General features: G+C 44.7%; 14 protein-coding genes, 8 tRNA genes and 1 pseudogene. 14 read left to right on the top strand and 9 right to left on the bottom strand.

Annotated elements, in window-relative coordinates; translation table 11 throughout:
* Positions 1–13: 13 nt before the first annotated feature.
* The 3 genes from dapE to NI465_RS02835 form a co-directional block, all read right to left on the bottom strand.
* Positions 14–1,150: a succinyl-diaminopimelate desuccinylase gene (dapE, locus tag NI465_RS02845; protein WP_253144222.1), complete on the bottom strand. Its 1,137-nt coding sequence runs from the start codon at positions 1,148–1,150 to the stop codon at positions 14–16.
* Positions 1,151–1,271: 121 nt separating this feature from the next.
* Positions 1,272–1,424, bottom strand: coding sequence for an entericidin A/B family lipoprotein (locus NI465_RS02840; protein WP_253144220.1), 153 nt, complete (start codon positions 1,422–1,424; stop codon positions 1,272–1,274).
* 112 nt (positions 1,425–1,536) lie between these two features.
* Entirely contained in the window at positions 1,537–2,412 is an 876-nt protein-coding gene (locus NI465_RS02835) for a DUF1853 family protein (protein WP_253144218.1), read from the bottom strand.
* Between the two features lie 87 nt (positions 2,413–2,499).
* Between NI465_RS02835 and NI465_RS02830 the strand changes: the two are divergent.
* The 11 genes and pseudogenes from NI465_RS02830 to NI465_RS02780 form a co-directional block, all read left to right on the top strand.
* Positions 2,500–2,853 (top strand): annotated as a pseudogene (locus NI465_RS02830) (YbaN family protein); the annotation flags it as partial.
* A gap of 125 nt (positions 2,854–2,978) precedes the next feature.
* Positions 2,979–3,512: a cell wall-recycling L,D-carboxypeptidase ElsL gene (gene elsL, locus NI465_RS02825; protein ID WP_253144216.1), complete on the top strand. Its 534-nt coding sequence runs from the start codon at positions 2,979–2,981 to the stop codon at positions 3,510–3,512.
* A gap of 497 nt (positions 3,513–4,009) precedes the next feature.
* Positions 4,010–4,085: transfer RNA gene (locus NI465_RS02820), tRNA-Val, on the top strand.
* A 28-nt stretch (positions 4,086–4,113) separates the two neighbouring features.
* A tRNA-Asp gene (locus NI465_RS02815) sits at positions 4,114–4,190 on the top strand.
* A 48-nt stretch (positions 4,191–4,238) separates the two neighbouring features.
* A tRNA-Asp gene (locus tag NI465_RS02810) sits at positions 4,239–4,315 on the top strand.
* A gap of 21 nt (positions 4,316–4,336) precedes the next feature.
* A tRNA-Val gene (locus NI465_RS02805) sits at positions 4,337–4,412 on the top strand.
* Between the two features lie 14 nt (positions 4,413–4,426).
* Positions 4,427–4,503, top strand: a tRNA-Asp gene (locus NI465_RS02800).
* A gap of 69 nt (positions 4,504–4,572) precedes the next feature.
* Positions 4,573–4,648, top strand: a tRNA-Val gene (locus NI465_RS02795).
* 12 nt (positions 4,649–4,660) lie between these two features.
* Positions 4,661–4,737: transfer RNA gene (locus NI465_RS02790), tRNA-Asp, on the top strand.
* Positions 4,738–4,842: 105 nt separating this feature from the next.
* Positions 4,843–4,918: transfer RNA gene (locus NI465_RS02785), tRNA-Val, on the top strand.
* A 72-nt stretch (positions 4,919–4,990) separates the two neighbouring features.
* Positions 4,991–5,452: a DUF2750 domain-containing protein gene (locus tag NI465_RS02780; protein ID WP_004645832.1), complete on the top strand. Its 462-nt coding sequence runs from the start codon at positions 4,991–4,993 to the stop codon at positions 5,450–5,452.
* A gap of 25 nt (positions 5,453–5,477) precedes the next feature.
* Here NI465_RS02780 and NI465_RS02775 read toward each other — a convergent pair whose 3' ends face one another.
* The 4 genes from NI465_RS02775 to yccS form a co-directional block, all read right to left on the bottom strand.
* Positions 5,478–6,272 carry a YdcF family protein gene (locus NI465_RS02775; RefSeq protein ID WP_253144214.1) on the bottom strand — a complete coding sequence of 265 codons (795 nt, stop codon included), beginning with the start codon at positions 6,270–6,272 and terminating at the stop codon, positions 5,478–5,480.
* A gap of 98 nt (positions 6,273–6,370) precedes the next feature.
* The gene (locus NI465_RS02770; RefSeq protein WP_253144212.1) at positions 6,371–8,953 is read right to left on the bottom strand and encodes a PepSY domain-containing protein; all 2,583 of its coding nucleotides are present in this window, start codon (positions 8,951–8,953) and stop codon (positions 6,371–6,373) included.
* A 169-nt stretch (positions 8,954–9,122) separates the two neighbouring features.
* Positions 9,123–9,683, bottom strand: coding sequence for a YcxB family protein (locus tag NI465_RS02765; RefSeq protein ID WP_004280696.1), 561 nt, complete (start codon positions 9,681–9,683; stop codon positions 9,123–9,125).
* Between the two features lie 85 nt (positions 9,684–9,768).
* A complete protein-coding gene (gene yccS / locus NI465_RS02760) occupies positions 9,769–11,943 on the bottom strand; it encodes a YccS family putative transporter (RefSeq protein ID WP_253144210.1) in 2,175 nt (724 codons plus the stop codon).
* Between the two features lie 138 nt (positions 11,944–12,081).
* On the opposite strand from yccS, the gene NI465_RS02755 reads away from it, so the two are divergent.
* Positions 12,082–13,299 carry a multidrug effflux MFS transporter gene (locus NI465_RS02755; RefSeq protein ID WP_253144208.1) on the top strand — a complete coding sequence of 406 codons (1,218 nt, stop codon included), beginning with the start codon at positions 12,082–12,084 and terminating at the stop codon, positions 13,297–13,299.
* A 76-nt stretch (positions 13,300–13,375) separates the two neighbouring features.
* Here the strand turns inward: NI465_RS02755 and NI465_RS02750 are convergent, their stop codons facing one another.
* A complete protein-coding gene (locus NI465_RS02750) occupies positions 13,376–14,083 on the bottom strand; it encodes a nitroreductase (RefSeq protein WP_253144206.1) in 708 nt (235 codons plus the stop codon).
* Between the two features lie 901 nt (positions 14,084–14,984).
* Here NI465_RS02750 and gltS point away from each other — a divergent pair.
* Together gltS and NI465_RS02740 are read left to right on the top strand one after the other, a co-directional pair.
* Positions 14,985–16,223: a sodium/glutamate symporter gene (gene gltS / locus NI465_RS02745; RefSeq protein WP_004731964.1), complete on the top strand. Its 1,239-nt coding sequence runs from the start codon at positions 14,985–14,987 to the stop codon at positions 16,221–16,223.
* Between the two features lie 45 nt (positions 16,224–16,268).
* Positions 16,269–17,744 carry an alanine/glycine:cation symporter family protein gene (locus NI465_RS02740; RefSeq protein ID WP_253144204.1) on the top strand — a complete coding sequence of 492 codons (1,476 nt, stop codon included), beginning with the start codon at positions 16,269–16,271 and terminating at the stop codon, positions 17,742–17,744.
* Positions 17,745–17,799: 55 nt separating this feature from the next.
* Here NI465_RS02740 and chrA read toward each other — a convergent pair whose 3' ends face one another.
* On the bottom strand, positions 17,800–19,005 hold the full coding sequence (gene chrA / locus NI465_RS02735; protein WP_253144202.1) for a chromate efflux transporter: 1,206 nt from the start codon (positions 19,003–19,005) through the stop codon (positions 17,800–17,802).
* Positions 19,006–19,094 lie beyond the last annotated feature (89 nt).

Here is a 19,094-nt window from a genome sequence, read left to right as displayed (position 1 = left end):
GTTATGAATTTACTTAATTGGCGAGTAAATTCACGAGAATCTGCTCATAGATTTCAGCCAATGGCTCTAAGTCTGCAATATCGACATGTTCATTGATCTGATGAATCGTGGCATTCAATACGCCAAGTTCCAGTACCTGTGCGCCGGTAGGGGCAATAAAGCGGCCATCTGAGGTACCGCCCGAAGTCGATAGTTCAGTTTCAGTCCCCGTCACATTCAGAATGGCGGTTTTAGCTGCATTTACTAGTTCACCAACTGGCGTCAGGAAAGGCAGGCCAGATAAAGTCCAAGAAATGTCATAGTCCACACCATGACGATCCAGAATTTCTAAAGTACGTACTTTGAGTTCTTCGGCGGTCACTTCAGTTGAATAACGCCAGTTGCACAATAGGTTCATGGTGCCGGGAACAACATTGGTTGCGCCTGTACCCGAATTGATATTGGAAATCTGGAAGGTCGTCGCCGGGAAATATTCGTTGCCATGATCCCAGACTGTGTCGCACAGTTCAGCAATGGCTTTGGAAGCGGTATGAATCGGATTGACGGCCAGATGCGGATAAGCCACATGACCCTGTTTGCCTTTTACAGTCAGGTTGGCATTTAATGAACCACGACGGCCATTTTTGACTATATCGCCCAGTTTATTAGTACTAGACGGTTCACCGACCAGACACCAGGTGATTTTCTCATTACGCGCTTCCAGTGTTTCAATCACTTTCACCGTGCCATTAATCGACGGACCTTCTTCATCTGAAGTGATCAGGTAGGCAATCGAGCCTTTATGGTCTGGATATTTTTCTACAAAACGTTCTGTGGCAACTACCATAGCTGCTAAAGCCGTCTTCATATCGGCACTGCCACGACCATAAAGTTTGCCTTCACGGATTTCAGGTAAAAAAGGATCTGAGTTCCAGGCATCCAGATTACCGGTTGGCACGACATCGGTATGGCCAGCAAAACAGAAGACCGGACCTTCTGTGCCTTTGCGTGCCCAGATATTATCTACATCTTCAAAGCGCATGGATTCAATGTTGAAACCAATCTTCTTTAAACGTTCAGCCATGATGTTCTGGCAGTCATGATCAATCGGTGTGACAGAAGGCTGACGTAATAGTTGCAGGCTTAAATCGAGGGTAGCGGAAGAGCTCATACGGTATTCAACAGTCGATAATTTTTTCGGTTCTATAATAGGCGAATATAGACGTGAATGTGAACGACTGATATAAAAAAACCCTATCTGAGATAGGGTTCTGTGAGCGTTTAGGAAAAAACTAGTTTTGACGGATTTCGTCAGAGGTTTTTTCAGCAGTATTGGTTACCGCATCGCCAGCCTTAGACACATCTTTGCCCACGCCTTTTACGGTGTTACAGCCAGTCAATACAAAAGCCATCATTAATGAAGCAGCAAGAATTTTTTTCATCATCATCTCCGTATAATCAATAATAAAATTATTATGATGTGGGACTTAGAGTAGAAAATATACGCCCTAAAAAATATGTGGTTTTCATAGTGCTTCGGTTAATAAATGTAATGCTTTATAGGGGCTTATGCGATGGATGCTGGATCAGCACCGGATTGCGATACATATAAAAGTCATTGCTATCGAGTTTTTTATAAAGTCCATCCGTCCACCAGATCGCAGCTGAACTGCTCGGCCGGGCTTGCGGATAAATCCATTCATGTCGTTGCAGACGATAAAAACCGTGCTGTGCAGCAGGAATATACTGTCCCCATAAACCCAGACGACGCTCGGTATTGATCCATGAGGGAATTGGCTGATCGGCATGATGTGTAGGCAAATACAGCTGTCCCTTGAGGACGCAAAAACGTTTTTGAATGGGATGCTGCAAAGCCTCATCAAACTGGAATTGTTTTTGCGTGAAATGCTTCATTTTTCTGATTAAAGTATCGGTGCGGTTCAGGCCATACCAATGCGGCAGGCTAAAATCGGCTTCGGCCAGATAATATTTCAGTGCTACTTCCCAATGTTCAATCTGTCCTGTATCGGTATTTAATAACAGAAAATCCAGCTCACCCAAGGTCTTGGCACCCTCAATTTTTTGCAGACTATGACCAAGCAACCGATAGGGATGGTAAACATCATCGAGCAACCAGAACCAGACCAGCATTTCAAAGCGCAGCCCTAAACGCGTGCTTTTTAGTTGCTGCACAAATTCGATTAATTCTTTTGGATGCTGATCAAGAAATTCCAAGCGTGGATGATAATGGTCAAGATGTTGCTGCCAGGTCTGGCTGTAATGCAACTCAAAACGATGTATGAGCTCAAGTTCATCTGGAACATGGGACAGGATATTCGGACTGCCGATAGCAAATGCCAGTTGCCGCACCAAAGGATGTTGATAACGTTGCCATGCTTCTACAAGATTTTGGTTTAAACTGGAAAAGGGCATAGTACAACCTGTGAAAAGTGCAGAAATACAACGGACAGTATCGGAAAACGCTTTATACTACCTGAATTCTGCGGCTAGGGTTGATGTATGAAAGTGTTGTTTTGGCGAAGTCTGGTGGTGCTGTTTGTGATCCTGGGCTTTATCGGTGCAATCCTGCCGGGTATGCCAACAACGGTCTTTTTGATTCTGGCGGCTTGGGCGGCATCTAAAGGCTGGCCGCAAATGGATGACTGGTTATTGAATCATCCCAAATATGGCCCGACCTTAAGAGATTGGCGCGTACATGGTACTGTACCGCGTAAGGCCAAATGGCTGGCCAGTATCATGATGCTGATCAGCGGGATCATCATGCTGTTTACCACGGCACCCTTGGCCGTAAAAGCCTTTACCAATATTACGATGCTGATCGTCGCGATCTGGTTATGGCGACGCCCTGAACCGAATCAGATCATTATTCAGCAAAATACAGTCGATCCAGAAAAGACAGATCTACAAACTCCGCAATCTGTAGATAGTAAATTAAACCCTATAAAACCAAACAAAATAGAGTCTGAGAATAACAAGTCATGAGTACCTTGCATCTGGATCAAGCCGATATCCTGATTGATCTTGCCCAACAAAAACTGTATCTGCCCCGTCTAAACAAGCAATATCTGATTTCCAGTGGCAAAAATGGCATTGGTGAAACTGAAAATAGTAGCAAGACTCCTCGTGGCTGGCACAAGATTGCTGAAAAGTTTGGTCAGAATGCTCCCTTAAATAGTGTATTTGTCGCACGTCAGGCGACGGGTGAAATTTATAATCCTCAATTGGCGGCAGAATTCCCGCAGCGGGACTGGATCCTGACGCGCATTTTATGGCTGAGTGGCCTTGAAGCGGGTTTTAATCAAGGCGAGGGCTGTGATACCTATCAGCGTTATATCTATATTCATGGCACCCCAGAAACCGAAAAGATGGGAGAGCCGTTGTCGCATGGCTGTATCCGTATGCGTAATCCGGAGGTCGCTGAGTTATTTGACTTAGTCGGTGAGGATGCGCTGGTTTATATCTCAGAACAGGCATTGGATTTGGAAATGCTGAATGTTCAACACACCGATTAACATAACGCATCGATTTAAAGTCATGTGAAAATGATTTTTTTTTATGGGCTGAATCTGCCTAGTGGAGACAGTAGAAAAGATTGATTAATCTAATACAGATCGTATTTTTATCGCATGAAATGGGTTAAATGATTATTTGAAGCTTAGATTTGCTGTCATTTTTTGAATAAAAATAAATGACAGTTGCAAGATTACATGAACACAACGTCGAGTATTTTAAAGCTTTGTATAATCCTTAATCAGAATTGCAATACATCGTATGGTTAAGACTAAAACTTCGCAGGGTAAAACACAAAATTTCGCTTCAATTTTAATTTTGAAAATTAAAAAATTTCGGTAGAGACTTAAAAAATAAACAAAAAGTGTTGTTTTTTTTAACAAACAACCTATTTTTTAATCACTCACACCTAAAAAGTGGAAAACATTCCGAAAAGCGTTTGACAGGCTGTGCAGATTCTCTATAATGCACCCATCAAACGATGATAGACGTTTAGAAAGGGCGCTTAGCTCAGTTGGTAGAGCGTCTGCCTTACAAGCAGAATGTCGGCGGTTCGATCCCGTCAGCGCCCACCAAGCTCTTTCATGTTGAGACCTTATAGTTGCAGCGGTAGTTCAGTTGGTTAGAATACCGGCCTGTCACGCCGGGGGTCGCGGGTTCGAGCCCCGTCCGCTGCGCCACTTTAAGATCTTGATTTTCGTTTGCCACAATAGCGACATTGTGTAAATGCAGCGGTAGTTCAGTTGGTTAGAATATCGGCCTGTCACGCCGAGGGTCGCGGGTTCGAGCCCCGTCCGCTGCGCCATTTATACGATAGACCTTTTGAGGGCGCTTAGCTCAGTTGGTAGAGCGTCTGCCTTACAAGCAGAATGTCGGCGGTTCGATCCCGTCAGCGCCCACCAGATTCTTTTGCGATGCAGCGGTAGTTCAGTTGGTTAGAATACCGGCCTGTCACGCCGGGGGTCGCGGGTTCGAGCCCCGTCCGCTGCGCCATTTCAAAAGAAATTAAATTGAGGTCCCTGAGCCTGAATTTAATAAACTAAAGATTGACACTCTTTATCAGGGCGCTTAGCTCAGTTGGTAGAGCGTCTGCCTTACAAGCAGAATGTCGGCGGTTCGATCCCGTCAGCGCCCACCAGATTCTTACGATGCAGCGGTAGTTCAGTTGGTTAGAATACCGGCCTGTCACGCCGGGGGTCGCGGGTTCGAGCCCCGTCCGCTGCGCCATCTTAAGATGAAAAGCTTGGATTCCTGAGATCTGAGTTTTCAAGATACCAAGACTACATTCCTTGTTGGTCTTGCGTCATTTAAAACAACACTGTTGTTTTCTCAGGGCGCTTAGCTCAGTTGGTAGAGCGTCTGCCTTACAAGCAGAATGTCGGCGGTTCGATCCCGTCAGCGCCCACCATATCTTCTTGCTTCAACGCTATTTATTCCTTAGAATCTGATTCTATTATAATAATATTAAGATTTCACGACCATGAGAAATCCCTATCAGCGCAAAGCCGCGACCAAATCCCAAAAAACTGCTTTCGATCCTCAACAGCTTTATAAGCAATATATTGAAGCCATTGTTGCCAATGCTGGCATTTTTGCACTCTACCAAGATGGCTGGGCCTTATGTGCCACGCCGACCGGACAACGCGCATTTGCCTGTTGGCAAAGTAAAGGTCTGGCTCGACTGTTGATTAAAGACAATTGGGAAAATTACGAGATTCAGGAAATTGGTCTCAAGGATTTTGTAGAGAAAGTCATTCCCTTTTTACGTCAGGAAAGTACCATTGTTTCGCTTGACCTGACCCCGGAAGGGCAGAATATTCTGGTGGCACCGGAAAAATTATTACTTGATATTAAAAATTATCTGTATCAGATCTATGTGCAAAAGCCGGAACTGTTTAAAAATCCGGATATGCCTTTGCCTAGGCAGATCCGTTTAAATTAAATTTATTGTTTTTAAAACAGCTTGTTTATTGGAACAATGAATATTCATTCAGTAGCCAGCCACTTATCAAAGCAAAATATTCGCGTAACCAGGAATTATAGCGAACATTCTGGGGTGTGCTGGCACTCAGGCTGATGACTTGTTGATAACCCTGATGTCTGGCAATGGCACGGGCACGAGGGCTATGAAAATTGCTAGTGACAATCGCAATGGGCTCATTTCGATCAATATGTTGCTGTTTTAGGATTGCCTGAGAATATTGCAGGTTCTGTTGGGTACTTCTGCTTTGATCTTCTAAGCTAATGGGGTTTTTGAGCTGCGGATAGTTCGTGTAGATATAACTTTGCATGACTTCAGCTTCGCTCTGTCTCTCCCGGAAATTTCGTCCACCGGTCATAATGATTAAAGTATTTGGATATCGTTCTGCATATTTTGCTGCGGTATCCAGACGATTTTTTAAGATGGGTGAGGGCTGACCCTGATTAATGCCACTGCCTAATACTAAAATCGCTGCAGCAGGTCGTGCCGGAATATTCGGGTTGATTGACATCTGGATATAAACAAAGAAAGCCGCGACACTGATTATCCAGAATAAAAATCCGCCCCAGAGACTGTTCCAGAACAAGGTTCTGAATCGGGAATTCTGTTTCCAGCGCTGAATAGATGAAAAAAATAAGGCGTACAGGATGAGTGCCACCCCAATGAAGATCGACAGGGCAATAGCAAAATGCCTCTGACCTTGGCTCAGTAACCAGATGCTATTGATACATAGGATCAAGCCACAGATCAGGCTGAAACTTCGTTTAAATTGATTGAGCATTCAGGGTTCCTTTTTTCTTATTCATATTCTTATTATTGCTTTTACATCTTCAATAAAAACCGGGCCATTGAGCCCGGTTTTTAGCATATCAGGTTATCTTAATATACATCACGGCGATAACGTCCATCCAGACGTAATTGATCTAACATCGTTTCACCGAGAATCTCAATCAGGGCTTCATCCACATCGCTAGCCATACCATTGATGCTACCACAGACATAAATCACTGCACCTTGAGCAATCCAGGCTTTTAGTTCTTCAGCCTGTTCACGCAGTTTATGGTGTACATAAACTTTTTCCTGCTGGTCGCGCGAGAATGCAAGATCGAGACGTTGCAGGGTCCCCATTTGCAGCCAGGCCTGAATGGTTTCTTCAAAGAAGAAGTCGTGTTCACGCTGACGTTCACCGAAGATCAGCCAGTTCTGGCTATAGTCCTGACGGTTACGCGCACTGAGCAGACTTAATAGTCCGGCAATGCCGGTACCATTACCAATACAGATAATCGGGCGGTTGTCATCAATCAGGTGGAAAGATTCATTGCTGCGAATACGCAGTGCAATGGGCGCATTGAGAGCCGCATGCTGGGTCAGCCAGCCTGAACCCAATCCCAGATTACCACTAGCATCGGTTTGCTGACGTACCACCAGACGTAAAACCTGCTGGCTTGGAATACTGGCAATGGAGTATTCACGTGTTGCCAAAACCGGTAATTGCGTGAGGAGCTGATCCAGAGAATCAAAAGGTTCAGCCTGAGTCAGATCACGATCCCAGAGTGCCTGTTCAATATTCTGTTGCATAGAAGGTACTTGTGTACCCGCTGCTATCTGGTGCTTTTGCATAAATGCATAAATACGTTCTGGGCTATTTCCTGGCTGAATCTCGGCAATATCACCTGCTTGCCAGATGGCTTCATGTTCAGGGGTCAGTTCGATATTGAAAGCAGGCGCACCCAGACTACCCGGATTGAGGACTTCACGTTTACTCAAACTCCAGCGATCAAAGGTCTTATCGATACTCATCGCTTGTAGCTCAAGTCGAGTGACTTGTGCCAGTGCAGTATTCCATTGCTGGATATGCTCGTTATTGGCATTGTCGACTTCAATTGTATTGAATAGCTGCTGGGCACCATTCTGTTTTAACCACTGATCAATACGGTGACCAAAACTGCAATAGCTGTCTGGATATTCCTGAGAACCTAAGGCCAATACCGCATAACTTAAATGGCTGAGATCAGCTTGTGCAGACAGGATTTTTTTCTCAAAAGAAGAGGCCAGATCTGGCGCTTCGCCTGTGCCATAGGTGCTGGCAACAAATAATACCTGTTCGGTTTGCTGTAAATCGGCAAGCGTCAGTTGTTGTACCGGCTTCACTGTTGCCGGTTGACGTGCTTCCTGCAGGGCAGTTGCTGTACGCCAAGCCAGTTGCTCAGAAACCCCTGTTTGTGAGGCATAAGCAATGAGCCACGGTTTAGCATTTTCATTCAGGTTCACTAAAGTCGCACCCTGACGTGCTGCGAGTGTTAAGCGTTTCTGTTTGCGACGTTTCAGATAGAGCATCCAGCCGGTCACAAAGAACAATGGCATTAACAAGGCTGCGAGCATGGTAAAGAACTGGTAGATCGGACCGAAAAAGCTGCCACGATGCACCGGTAACATGCTGCTCATGATTTTTTCGTTGAGCTTTTTATCTTCATACAGCTCGACTTCGCTAAATTCTATTGTCTGGTAATTATAAGTAGCACTGTTTCGTGCACGCTCATGTTGAGCGATCGGATCCACAAAGCTCAGCTGCATTTCGCCATCCGGTTTTTTTGGAAGGTTAAACGTTACGGTAGAATACTTATCTGAAAATTCAGTGTTAAAGCCAATCCAGCTCTGGTCTAGTGCACGGACAGTAGTTTCAGGGCTGAGACCTTCGCGTGCTTCACCTTCAGCACGTGGGCCACGTTCGCCGCCTGGATGTCCTTCACCACGGTTATTGCCGGCATTGGCCTGCATTTCCGGTTGCGGACGCTCTACACCCAGTACCTTAAACATGCCATTGCGCCACCAGTCATAAGACCAGTACAGGCCGGTACAGGCTAAAATCAGGTAAAAAATCACCACCCAGGTTCCCACAACAGCGTGCAGATCCCAGATAAAATTACGGCCTTTCAGCTGAGGTTTTACAAAGAACCATTGCTTGATCGAATGACGTTTCGGCCAGCGCAGGTATAGACCTGACAAGACAAAAAAGATCAGCATCAGGGTACAGGCACCGGTAATCTGTTTACCTACTGGACCAACCGTCAAATTACGATGCAGTTGCTGAATAAACTGGAAAAACTCCCGACCCTTAATCTCTGGTAAGACTTCCGCAGTATACGGGTTGATCATGATGTTCTGACCACGCCGTGCGCCTTCTTTAGCGACATTCACGGTACTCGAAGCACTTGGATCTTGTGCCACGGTAATACTGTTGATCTTCATGTCAGGCGCAGTACGGTTAAAGTGCTGATACAGCTCGGCAGGCGTGAGTTTGTCACGTTGCTGAACCTGAACCGTATAACTGTCGCTATTCATCCATTTTAATATTTGTTGTTCATAGGAATAGATTGCGCCAGTGACCCCCATTATCGAGAGGATTAAACCTGCTGTAATCCCCAGAAACCAGTGGATTTGGAAAAATGTCTTTTTAAACATGGTCGTCAGATTAAGGGTGAGATCTATAAAAGTGGCAAAATTATAACTGAAGTTTAAGCTCGAATTATAGGTGTTGAGGATAATATTTATTCTCATTATCATTTATTGTTTTGAGATTAAAAAAACCTCCATGCCGGGACAGGAGGTTTTTCACTGAAGAAAGAACAGTTTAGATTTGTTTTGCTGCGCCGACTTCTGCTTCCAGATGCTTGCGAATCGTGGCGAAAGAGAAGTTTTTGCTGTCCAGACGTTTCGGCAGGATATATGCACCTTGCTGGCCTTTTACCTTGAAATTGACCAACATGAATTCTGGTGTGTTGTACCATTCATAGATGTCTTTCCAGCTAATCGCCCCAACACCTTCTTGCATGCCCATTTTCTGACGCATCACGATGCCATGTGGTTGTACGCCCAGGCGAACACCTTTGATTTCCTGTACCGGAAATTCATTCATCTTGCGTTTAACATACCATTCCAGACCAAAGGTACGGATCAGGTAATACAACACCACACAGACAATGGCCACCCAGCAGAACACGGTAGAATAGTTCTTCAGGAGCAGAATGCCCAGAATAGAAAGTGCAACAACAGCACCCATGATCAGCCATGCTTTCATGCCAATTTTATTGGTACTACGCCAGATCACCAGCTGAGCATGACGCTGCTCGGCTTCTGAAATTTCATAGTTCACAGGCTGGAGGGTATAAGCGTATAAATTTTTCGCGGTCATAGTGAAATTAGCAGATTTTAAACTGTAAAAAGTTTAGCACTAATTGTACCAATTCAGTGAGTATATTGTTCCAAAATCAGCCAAATTATAATGAACCTAATTCAGTTGCCTGTTCATCACGCTCATGACTCAAACTTTGTTTCAGTTGACTCAACTGCTTTAAAATGCTGAACATTAAAGACAGCTGCTGCAAAATGATCAGGGATTTCTGATCTTGCTCCTGATCTTGAGCCAAGCGCTGTCGAATATGGGGAATCATATTTTGCGCACTTAAATCGGGCATTTCATCTCGTAACAATGCACCACGAATGTTCTCGAGAGCTTTGTCCAGTAAATTCAGAATGTCCTGATCTTCAATTTTTTCCCGGTGTGCGCCCAGTGCAGCAATATAACTGATAAAAGTATGGTTCAGACAAAGGAACTCAAAGGCTAGCGATTTTTGTACCGGATCAATATCCGGTTCAGTGGCCAATGTCGAAATCAGTGAGGCTACCTCGGCATCGGTATTATGAGCAGCACGGCGCACAATCCGATATTTCAGGCCGTTATTACGTCCTGACTTATACTGCTCGATCACTTCGCTCAAATAATCCGCTTCTGCTTGCAAGCTGCGTTTGATACTTCGAGGCAAACGCCGGAACTTCCAGTCCGGGAAAATAAAGCTGACGCCGAACCAGGCAATCGCACAGCCAATCAAGGTGTCGATCATACGCGGGATGGCCGCGGCATAGCCCATACCATCCAGATTGAAGTTGATCAGCGCTAAAATCGTGATAAAGGCGGTGGCCTGTGCATACTGTTTACTGCGCAATTCAAAGAACAGAATCCCACTCAGTACCAGAAGCAATAATTGTCCTTCGATGGAAGGCACAAAATACAAAATGGCATAACCTAGAATAATACCGACCAACGTACCGACAATACGCAGACGTAAACGGCGTTTGGTGGCGTTAAAGTTGGGCTGGCTGACAAAGAGTGCGGTCAATAAAATCCAGTAACCATATTCAATATTGCTGACCTGTACGAAGATATAGCTGATCAGCAGCACAATCGACAGGCGAATGGCATGCCGGAACAGCACCGATTCGGGTGTCAAATGCTGTTTAATCCGAATCTTGATGTCATCCCAGCCTTTCAGGTCATCATCTCTGAGCTGGTTTTCGATATGTTTGAAACGCTCGGACTTGATACTTTGCTCGGTTTCCAGATTGCGTAACTGGGCATCAATCGATTTCAGGTTTTGAAACAGCGCAAACAGGGCACTGATCCAGACCTGATCATACTGCTGCTCCTGACGTAACTTATCCAGAGACTGTCTCAGGTTATCAAAGGCATGCTTGAAGCGCTGGTTATGTACATAAGGTTTGCGCATCAGCAAACTTTCACTCAGGTCCTTACAGGCTTTGCCCTGAATTGACATGATGCGCTGGAAGCGGAACAGGATATCGCTATGCTGGAAAATCTTGGCCAGTTTCTGATAATCAATATGCGCTGAATCGGCACGTTCATGAATATCCTGCGCGACAAAATAATATTGCAGGCTGCGACGGGTGTCTTTTTGCCCCCGGTCACCTTTCAGGCGAGTCAAAAGGGCAGTTTTCATCTCATTAAAAATCGCAATCAGTTTCCCATTTTCAAGCGAGAGTTCAATCATGCTTTGCTGATAGCTTTTCGGGGTCATGTCCACATCAAACAGATTGGACTTGGCATATAAAAAATCACCGAGAGCAGAATAGGAAATGGCAAGCTTGTCTTGCGCCAGTCGGGCAGGGAAAATCAGGAAACTGATGGTCGACAGCAGACCGTACCACATCGCGCCGATGACCAATAAACCAGCCTGTTTATACCATTCATCAAACAGCTCCACCCCGAGCATGGAATAAACGGAAATCACCAGACAGCCGTAGGAAATCGTGGCATAGCGTCGCCCTAGTGAACCCAGCAAAATCAGGGCAATACAGGACACAATTAAGGCCAAGGCAAACAGCAAGGGATAAGGAAAAAGCAGATATACGCCTACTGCCGTAATAAAGAAGCCAATGTAGGTGTAGAGCAGATTTAAAATCCGCACCGAAAAGCGGTCATCAATATCGCTTAAACCAGCTGCGACCACCCCTAAAGTCAATGGGATCGTCATCAATTGTTGTCCCATAAAATAGGGAAAAAAGGCGGTACCTGCAAATGCCGTCATCATGCGCAGGTTATACATCAAGGTCGTGTTATAGGTGGTTTGCTTGAGACGAGTGAGCCAAGATTTCAAAGGTCGTCCTTTATACTGCAGTCTTAGAGCTGAATCTGAATAGGCTAATGAAAATAGTATATTTATAAATCTTCATTTCAGGCTAAATCATACTATGCACTGTGTTAATTTGTCTGCATATTAGCGCTTTAAATCTTCATGCTTATGACATCGAATAAAATAGTACAACAACCTTATGCCATGTCCTGGATAGTTTTGCTGGCGACCTTAAGTGCACTCGGGCCTTTATCCATTGATATGTATCTTTCGGCCTTACCGGCTATGGCAGCAGATTTTGGTGTCAGTACCCAAATGGTTTCTAACAGCCTGCCGGCTTATTTCTTCGGTCTGGCGATCGGGCAACTGATTTATGGTCCGATCAGTGACCGGATTGGGCGTAAACCGCCACTGTATTTTGGGCTGTGTTTATACATTGTGGCAAGTTTGCTGTGTGTCTTTGCGCAGGATGAATGGAGTCTGATCGCTGCACGGATTCTGCAAGCCTTAGGTGGCTGTGTCGGGGTGGTCATGGCACGTGCTGCAATTCGTGATCGCCTGGATATGCATTCAGCAGCTCAGGCCTTTGCCAGCATGATGATTGTGACTGCGATTGCACCAATCATCGCTCCAAGCCTGGGGGCCTGGGTATTGATGTTTTATGAATGGAACGTGATCTTCTTGGTGTTGATGGGCTGCGGTCTGTTGAGTCTAGCCTGTGTACACTTTCTTTTTAAAGAAACCCTGGAGCCAGAACGCCGTCTCAAGCTGAACTTTCAACAGGTTATAAGTTTGTACCGGTGCATTTTTCAGGATCCAAGCTTTCGACGTCCGCTCTATGCCGGCTGTTTTTCCGGTGCGGTGATGTTCTGTTATATCAGCGCTTCTTCTACCATTCTGATAGATCGTTATCAGCTGACTGAGCAGCAGTTTGCTTATGCCTTTGGTGCCAATGCCTTCGGGATCATGCTGTTTTCGACCTTGAATAAACGTCTGGCTGGGCGATTCTCGATATTACAGCGCTTGAAAATCGGCACCTGTCTGCAGTTTACCGGTGTATTAGGGTTAATCTTGCTGGGCTGTCTGGACGTCGATTCTGTGTTCTGGGTGTTGTTAGGCATGTTTATTGTGGTGGCAGCCCTTGGGTTTACTGGTCCGAATGCCATGGCTTTAGCAATGGCTAAACAGGGCGAGCGGGCAGGAACTGCAAGTGCCATTATGGGCAGTATGCAATTTGTCTGTGGTTTATTGGGCGGTGTATTACTGAATTTTCTGATCTGGCATGCTTTACTGAATATGGCATTGATCATGCTGGTTTTTGTCGGTATTTCTGCTTGGGCGATTTTTAAAATCAACATGCCCAGCCTAAAAAATGCATAGATGCTGGCTGCCTCTCAGATAATAAAAATACTGGTCTGGACAGAGGGCTAAGCAAGTTGGCTTAGCCCTGCTTGCATCACTCATCGATAAACACGGCAAATTCTTCTACGGGAACGCGCGGGGTAATAAAGCTGTTAATAATTTGCTCTGGGTCGGCATAACCCAGTGCCATACCGCAGACCAGCTCTTCATCATCGGGTGCGCCGACCAGATCAAGCACGATCGGGTGAAAGTGATTCCAGGCTGCCTGCGGGCAAGTGTCCAGACCGTGGGCTTTTGCTGCCAGCATAACATTCTGGATCATCATGGAAACATCCATTTTGGACCCAATCGCCAAAGACCGATGTACAGTAAAAAATAAGCCGACAGGGGCATCAAATAATTCAAAATTACGCAGCTGCTGACGCGCCATTTTTTCCTTTTCGCCTTTTTGAATATTCAGCAAGCCATATAAACCCCAGCCATTTTCACGACGACGTTCAATAAATGGCGAGATCCATTGTTCAGGATAGTAGGCGAAAGTTTCCTGATACTGCTGTGACAATGCAGGATTTGCATAGATTTGCATTTGTGCCTGACAGACACGTTGCACAAGTTCATCGCGCTTTTTACCTGTTACCACATACACCTTCCAGGGTTGGGTATTGGTTCCTGAGGGTGCGCGGCTGGCAACCGTCAAAATCTCTTTTAAGGTGTCTGTACTAACGGGGGTATTTAAAAAAGCACGCACTGAATGGCGAGAGGTGATGGTGTGATCTATAGCATGAACAAGATTTTGATCCATTATGGGGTCCAGTCGAATATCCTTATTGAGTTTGCAATGACTATAAACTAAACAAACAGAAGGGGGGATAGGAAAATTTCATTCTTGGCCGTCTGAAAAAACAATTTGTCAGCAAAATGACTTGAGGAATGAAATTTCGCATTCTTTTAGCTAAACATAAATCGCCTCAGTGATAGCAATCGATTTACCCATAATGTTGGTCTTTGATTTAAAAAATGGCTTAAAACCCAAGTGCTTGAACCATTCAACAATAACAATTTCAAACAGAGAACTGGTTTATTTTGACTGCAAATCAAGATAATTTAATTTCAAGATCCCTGTTTCATTCCGTGTCGAGTAAAAGATTAATATTTTTTTTGAATTAAAATATAGATTAATCTTCATATAAAAATGAGAATTTATAATTATTTTTTATAGGTAAATTAACTATTGCTAATAAAAAGAAATAAAACTTGATACAAAGAAACAGCATAATGTACGACTTTTCATCTTAATTCATGCATTTTGTGATTAAGATCTGTTTTAAATAACGCGATTCCAGATGGCTTGAATGAAGTCTTTAGGTTGAAAGCACTCATCAAGCACTGAATGTTTTTTTGAGCTTAAAACACAGTTTTTTTACCAACATGCGCGTCTGTTTGAAAATTGTCTGCAATTTTCCAACAGACTGAGTATCGGAATAGAAAAGGTGTTGCTTTTATAAATCTCTCATTTGTTGAATATGATCGTGATGATGATATTCATAAGTTTAAAAGAGATGATAAATCGGTTTGTTTTTCTAATGGTGATAGATCAAATCAGGATATTTCCAGATAAAGATCTAATGAGCGAGCTAGAGATCTAGCGCACTCCCTCACTTTTAGAACAATAAAAAATTCAAAATCATCTTGGGCAAAAAATTATGGATTTTACTTTTAACGCATTTTATACCTTGATTGCCGCAGTCATTGTTTTGTTACTCGGCCGATTCCTGGTTAATAAAATCGATTTTTTAAGACGTTACAATATTCCTGAGCCGGTTGCGGGCGGTTTGGTTGCGGCGATTATCTCATTGCTGGTGCATTCATTGTGGGGATATAGCATCACCACCAGTGCAGAATTACAAACCAGCTTTATGCTGATTTTCTTTGCTTCGATTGGTCTGAGTGCCAACTTTTCCAAGTTGCGTGAAGGTGGGATCGGTCTGGTTATTTTCCTGTTTGCTGTTTCGGCTTTCATTATTTTGCAAAATGCGGTCGGCATGAGTCTGGCAACATTATTGGGTATTGACCCATTGATTGGCCTGATTGCAGGCTCAGTTACCTTAACCGGTGGTCATGGTACTGCGGGTGCATGGGGGGAAATTTTTGAAGTTGAACATGGTATTCAAGGTGCTTTGGCACTAGGTATGGCCAGTGCGACTTTTGGATTGATTATCGGCGGTATTATTGGCGGACCTTTAGCCAAGTTGCTGATCAACCGTTATAACCTGGCGACTGCGCGTACCGATCAGCAAATTGAAACGCGTGACAATACGCCAATGGACAGCACCACCAGCGAATATGTACCGTTTGAATATCCGCATCAGGTGCGTTTAATTACCGCTGATAATGCAATCACGACCTTGGGTCTATTTGCAGGCTGTTTGGCTTTTGCAGAGTTTATGACGGGTTTCAGTAAAGGTACTGCATTTGAACTGCCAACATTTGTCTGGGCATTGGCGGGTGGTGTCATCCTGCGTAATGTACTGGAAGGTGTTTTCAAAGTTCAGATTTTCGATCGCGCGATTGATGTGTTCGGTAATGCTTCATTGTCGCTGTACTTGGCGATGGCACTGTTATCATTGAAATTATGGCAATTGGCTGACCTTGCAGGACCACTGATGGTAATTCTGGGTGCACAGACCATCACCATGGCTTTGTATGCCGGTTTTGTAACTTTCCGCATCATGGGTAAAAACTACGATGCTGCGGTACTTGCAGCAGGGCATTGTGGTTTCGGTATGGGCGCAACGCCAACAGCGGTTGCCAATATGCAGGCGATTACCAATATGTATGGTGCGTCGCATAAGGCCTTCCTGATTGTTCCATTATGTGGTGCGTTCTTCGTTGACTTAATCAATGCTACTGTTATTCAGATGATTTTGAAGTTTTTTGCATAATTTTTATGCCTGATACGATGAGTCATAGGCTCATAAGGATGTGACATGAATGATCAGTTAAATGAAACCTTACTCGGCTGGATTAATGCCCTGAATGGCCCTTTATGGGATTTTCTGGTGGTGTTTCTGGTCGCAGTCGGTATTTTCTACACGATCATGACGGGTGCAGTACAAATTCGTTTGTTCTGGCACAGCATGAAAGTCATGAAAAATAGCCGTGGCAAGGTTCAGGATACGCACGGCATTACCCCGTTTCAGGCCTTTGTCACTGGACTGGCAAGCCGGGTCGGGGTGGGCAATGTCGCGGGTGTTGCCATTGCGATTGCAATTGGTGGCCCCGGTGCCGTATTCTGGATGTGGTTTACTGCCTTTCTGGGCATGAGTTCTGCTTTTGTTGAATCCTCTTTGGCCCAGTTGTTTAAGGTGCGAGATAACAAAAACCAGCAATTCCGTGGTGGACCAGCTTATTACATTACCCAAGGCCTGAAACAAAAATGGCTCGGGATTGTCTTTGCGATTGCATTGATCACGACTTATGGTTTTGTCTTCAATGCAGTTCAGGCCAATGCCATTACCGGAGCGACTTCTCATGCTTGGGGCTGGGATCAGGCGAACCTGATTCTGCCATTAGGCGGCCTGAATCTGGAAATTTCCTGGGTCGGATTGTTTCTGGTCTTGATGACTGCGGTGATCATTTTTGGTGGGATTAAACGGATTGCAAAAGTTGCTGAAAGCTTTGTGCCGTTTATGGCTGTGCTTTATCTGGCTGTGGCTTTGTATATTGCGGTCATTAATTACGATCTGCTCCCATCCATCTTCCAGCTTATTTTCAGTAAAGCCTTTGAGTTTAAAGCCGCCGCTGGTGGTTTCTTTGGTGCCATGGTATCTATGGCCATGATGATGGGCATCAAGCGTGGTCTGTTCTCTAACGAGGCAGGGATGGGTTCGGCACCGAATGCTGCAGCAGCTTCCGATGTCAAACATCCGGTCAACCAGGGTCTGGTACAGATGCTCGGGGTATTTGTAGATACCTTTGTGGTGTGTTCATGTACCGCGATTATTATTCTGGTTTCAGGACTGTATGAAAATGCAGGCTTTGAAGGCGTGACCTTGACCCAGATGGCGCTTGAAAGCCAAATTGGTGCCTGGGGCGATGACTTCCTGGCTTTGATTCTGTTCCTGTTTGCCTATTCTTCGATTATCGGTAACTATGCCTATGCCGAAGGAAACGTCCAGTTCATCAATAACAATAGTCGGGTGATGTTGATTTTCCGCTTATTTGTATTGGTCATGGTGTATTTCGGTTCTATCGCCAGTGTGCCGTTGATCTGGAATATGGCAGATCTGTTCATGGGTGTCATGGCAAGTATCAACTTGATTGCGATCCTGTTGCTGATGCCATTCCTGCTGATGCTACTCAAAGACTATACCGGTCAGCTGAAGCGTGGTGTGAAAGAACCTGAATTTAAACTGGATAACCATCCTAAATTTAAAGATAAGGTTAAATCAGATATCTGGTAAGACTTGAAGCAAAAAGCCCCGATCATTCGGGGCTTTTTTTGTGCCAAAGTTTTCTTTAGAAGAAATTTAAATAACTTTGATAAAGCACGAAGCCCAAAATCAGGCTGAACCAGACCGGTAGTTTTGAGCGTAGCAGGGCAATCATCACCGCGACAAAGACCAGGTCGGAACCATAGCTAAAATAGCGTTGTGAAAGATCCAACAATAAATATAGTAACAAACCCACCACTGCAGCATTGATGCCCATCACCGCCTGATGAATATGGCGCTGCTGCATCAACCATGACCAGTAGGGCAAGGTGGCAAAAATCAGGAAAAATGAAGGTAAAAAGATTACGCAGGTCGCTAGTACTGCATTCAGCCAGACATAGGGCGTCCAAGGCAGCAAAGCACCAATATAACTGGCAAAACTGAATAAAGGCCCCGGCATAAGCTGGGCAAATGCATAGCCAAGATCAAAAGATTGTGCACTCACTAAACCAGTCGTGACAAAGTCCTGATGTAACAAAGGCAGAATCACATGACCGCCACCAAACACCAGCGAGCCAGTCTGATAAAAATTGGAAAAAAATTGCAGCTCCGATTCACCCCATAATTTTCCAGCTAAGGGCAGCAGCAAAAATGGCAGGATAAATGCCAGTAACCAATAAGGTGCAGCGGCAGATCGAATATAAGGCGAGCTGATTGCTGTTTTGTTAATTTCTTTAGGTTTTGAATCTGATGGGGAAAAATATCCAGCCAAGAGTCCACAGATTGCGCCCAGCATAATCACCAGAATCTGATTAAAACTCACTGAAACCACCATCAACAATATGACAGAGAGGATTAAGACAGCGTATTGCCAAGCCGATTTACAGAAGCTTCTCAGCATTTGCCAGAATGCCCAGGCGATGACAGAAAATACAATTAACTGGATGGTATGAAAGCTGTTTGAGTTTAAAATATGAAAATAGCTTTGACCCAAGAGTGCTACCAAGGTCATCAGAATCATTGAGGGCAGGGTAAAACCCAGCCATGCGATCACGGCACCAGTATAGCCCCGTTGCAGATAACCGATCGACAGCCCCACCTGACTGCTGCTCGGCCCGGGTAAAAGTTGCGCCAAAGCGACCAGTTGACTGTACTGGGTGTCATTCAACCATTGCAGTTGGGTCACAAATTTTCGGTGAAAAAACACCAGATGCGCCGCTGGACCACCAAATGAAATGCAGCCCAGTTGCAGGAAAATCAGGAAAATCCGATACAGTGAGATTGAAGACATACAGTTATGGGAAAAATGAAGATAAAGTAGCTGAACTGTATGACAGTTTTACGAAATTCTACAGACTATTTATGCATGTGTTTATACAC

This window comes from Acinetobacter lwoffii (genome assembly GCF_024129855.1).
Taxonomy (GTDB): domain Bacteria; phylum Pseudomonadota; class Gammaproteobacteria; order Pseudomonadales; family Moraxellaceae; genus Acinetobacter; species Acinetobacter lwoffii_L.
The sequence above is the reverse complement of the archived record's forward strand: the minus strand, read 5'-3'. Positions and strand labels throughout refer to the sequence as shown.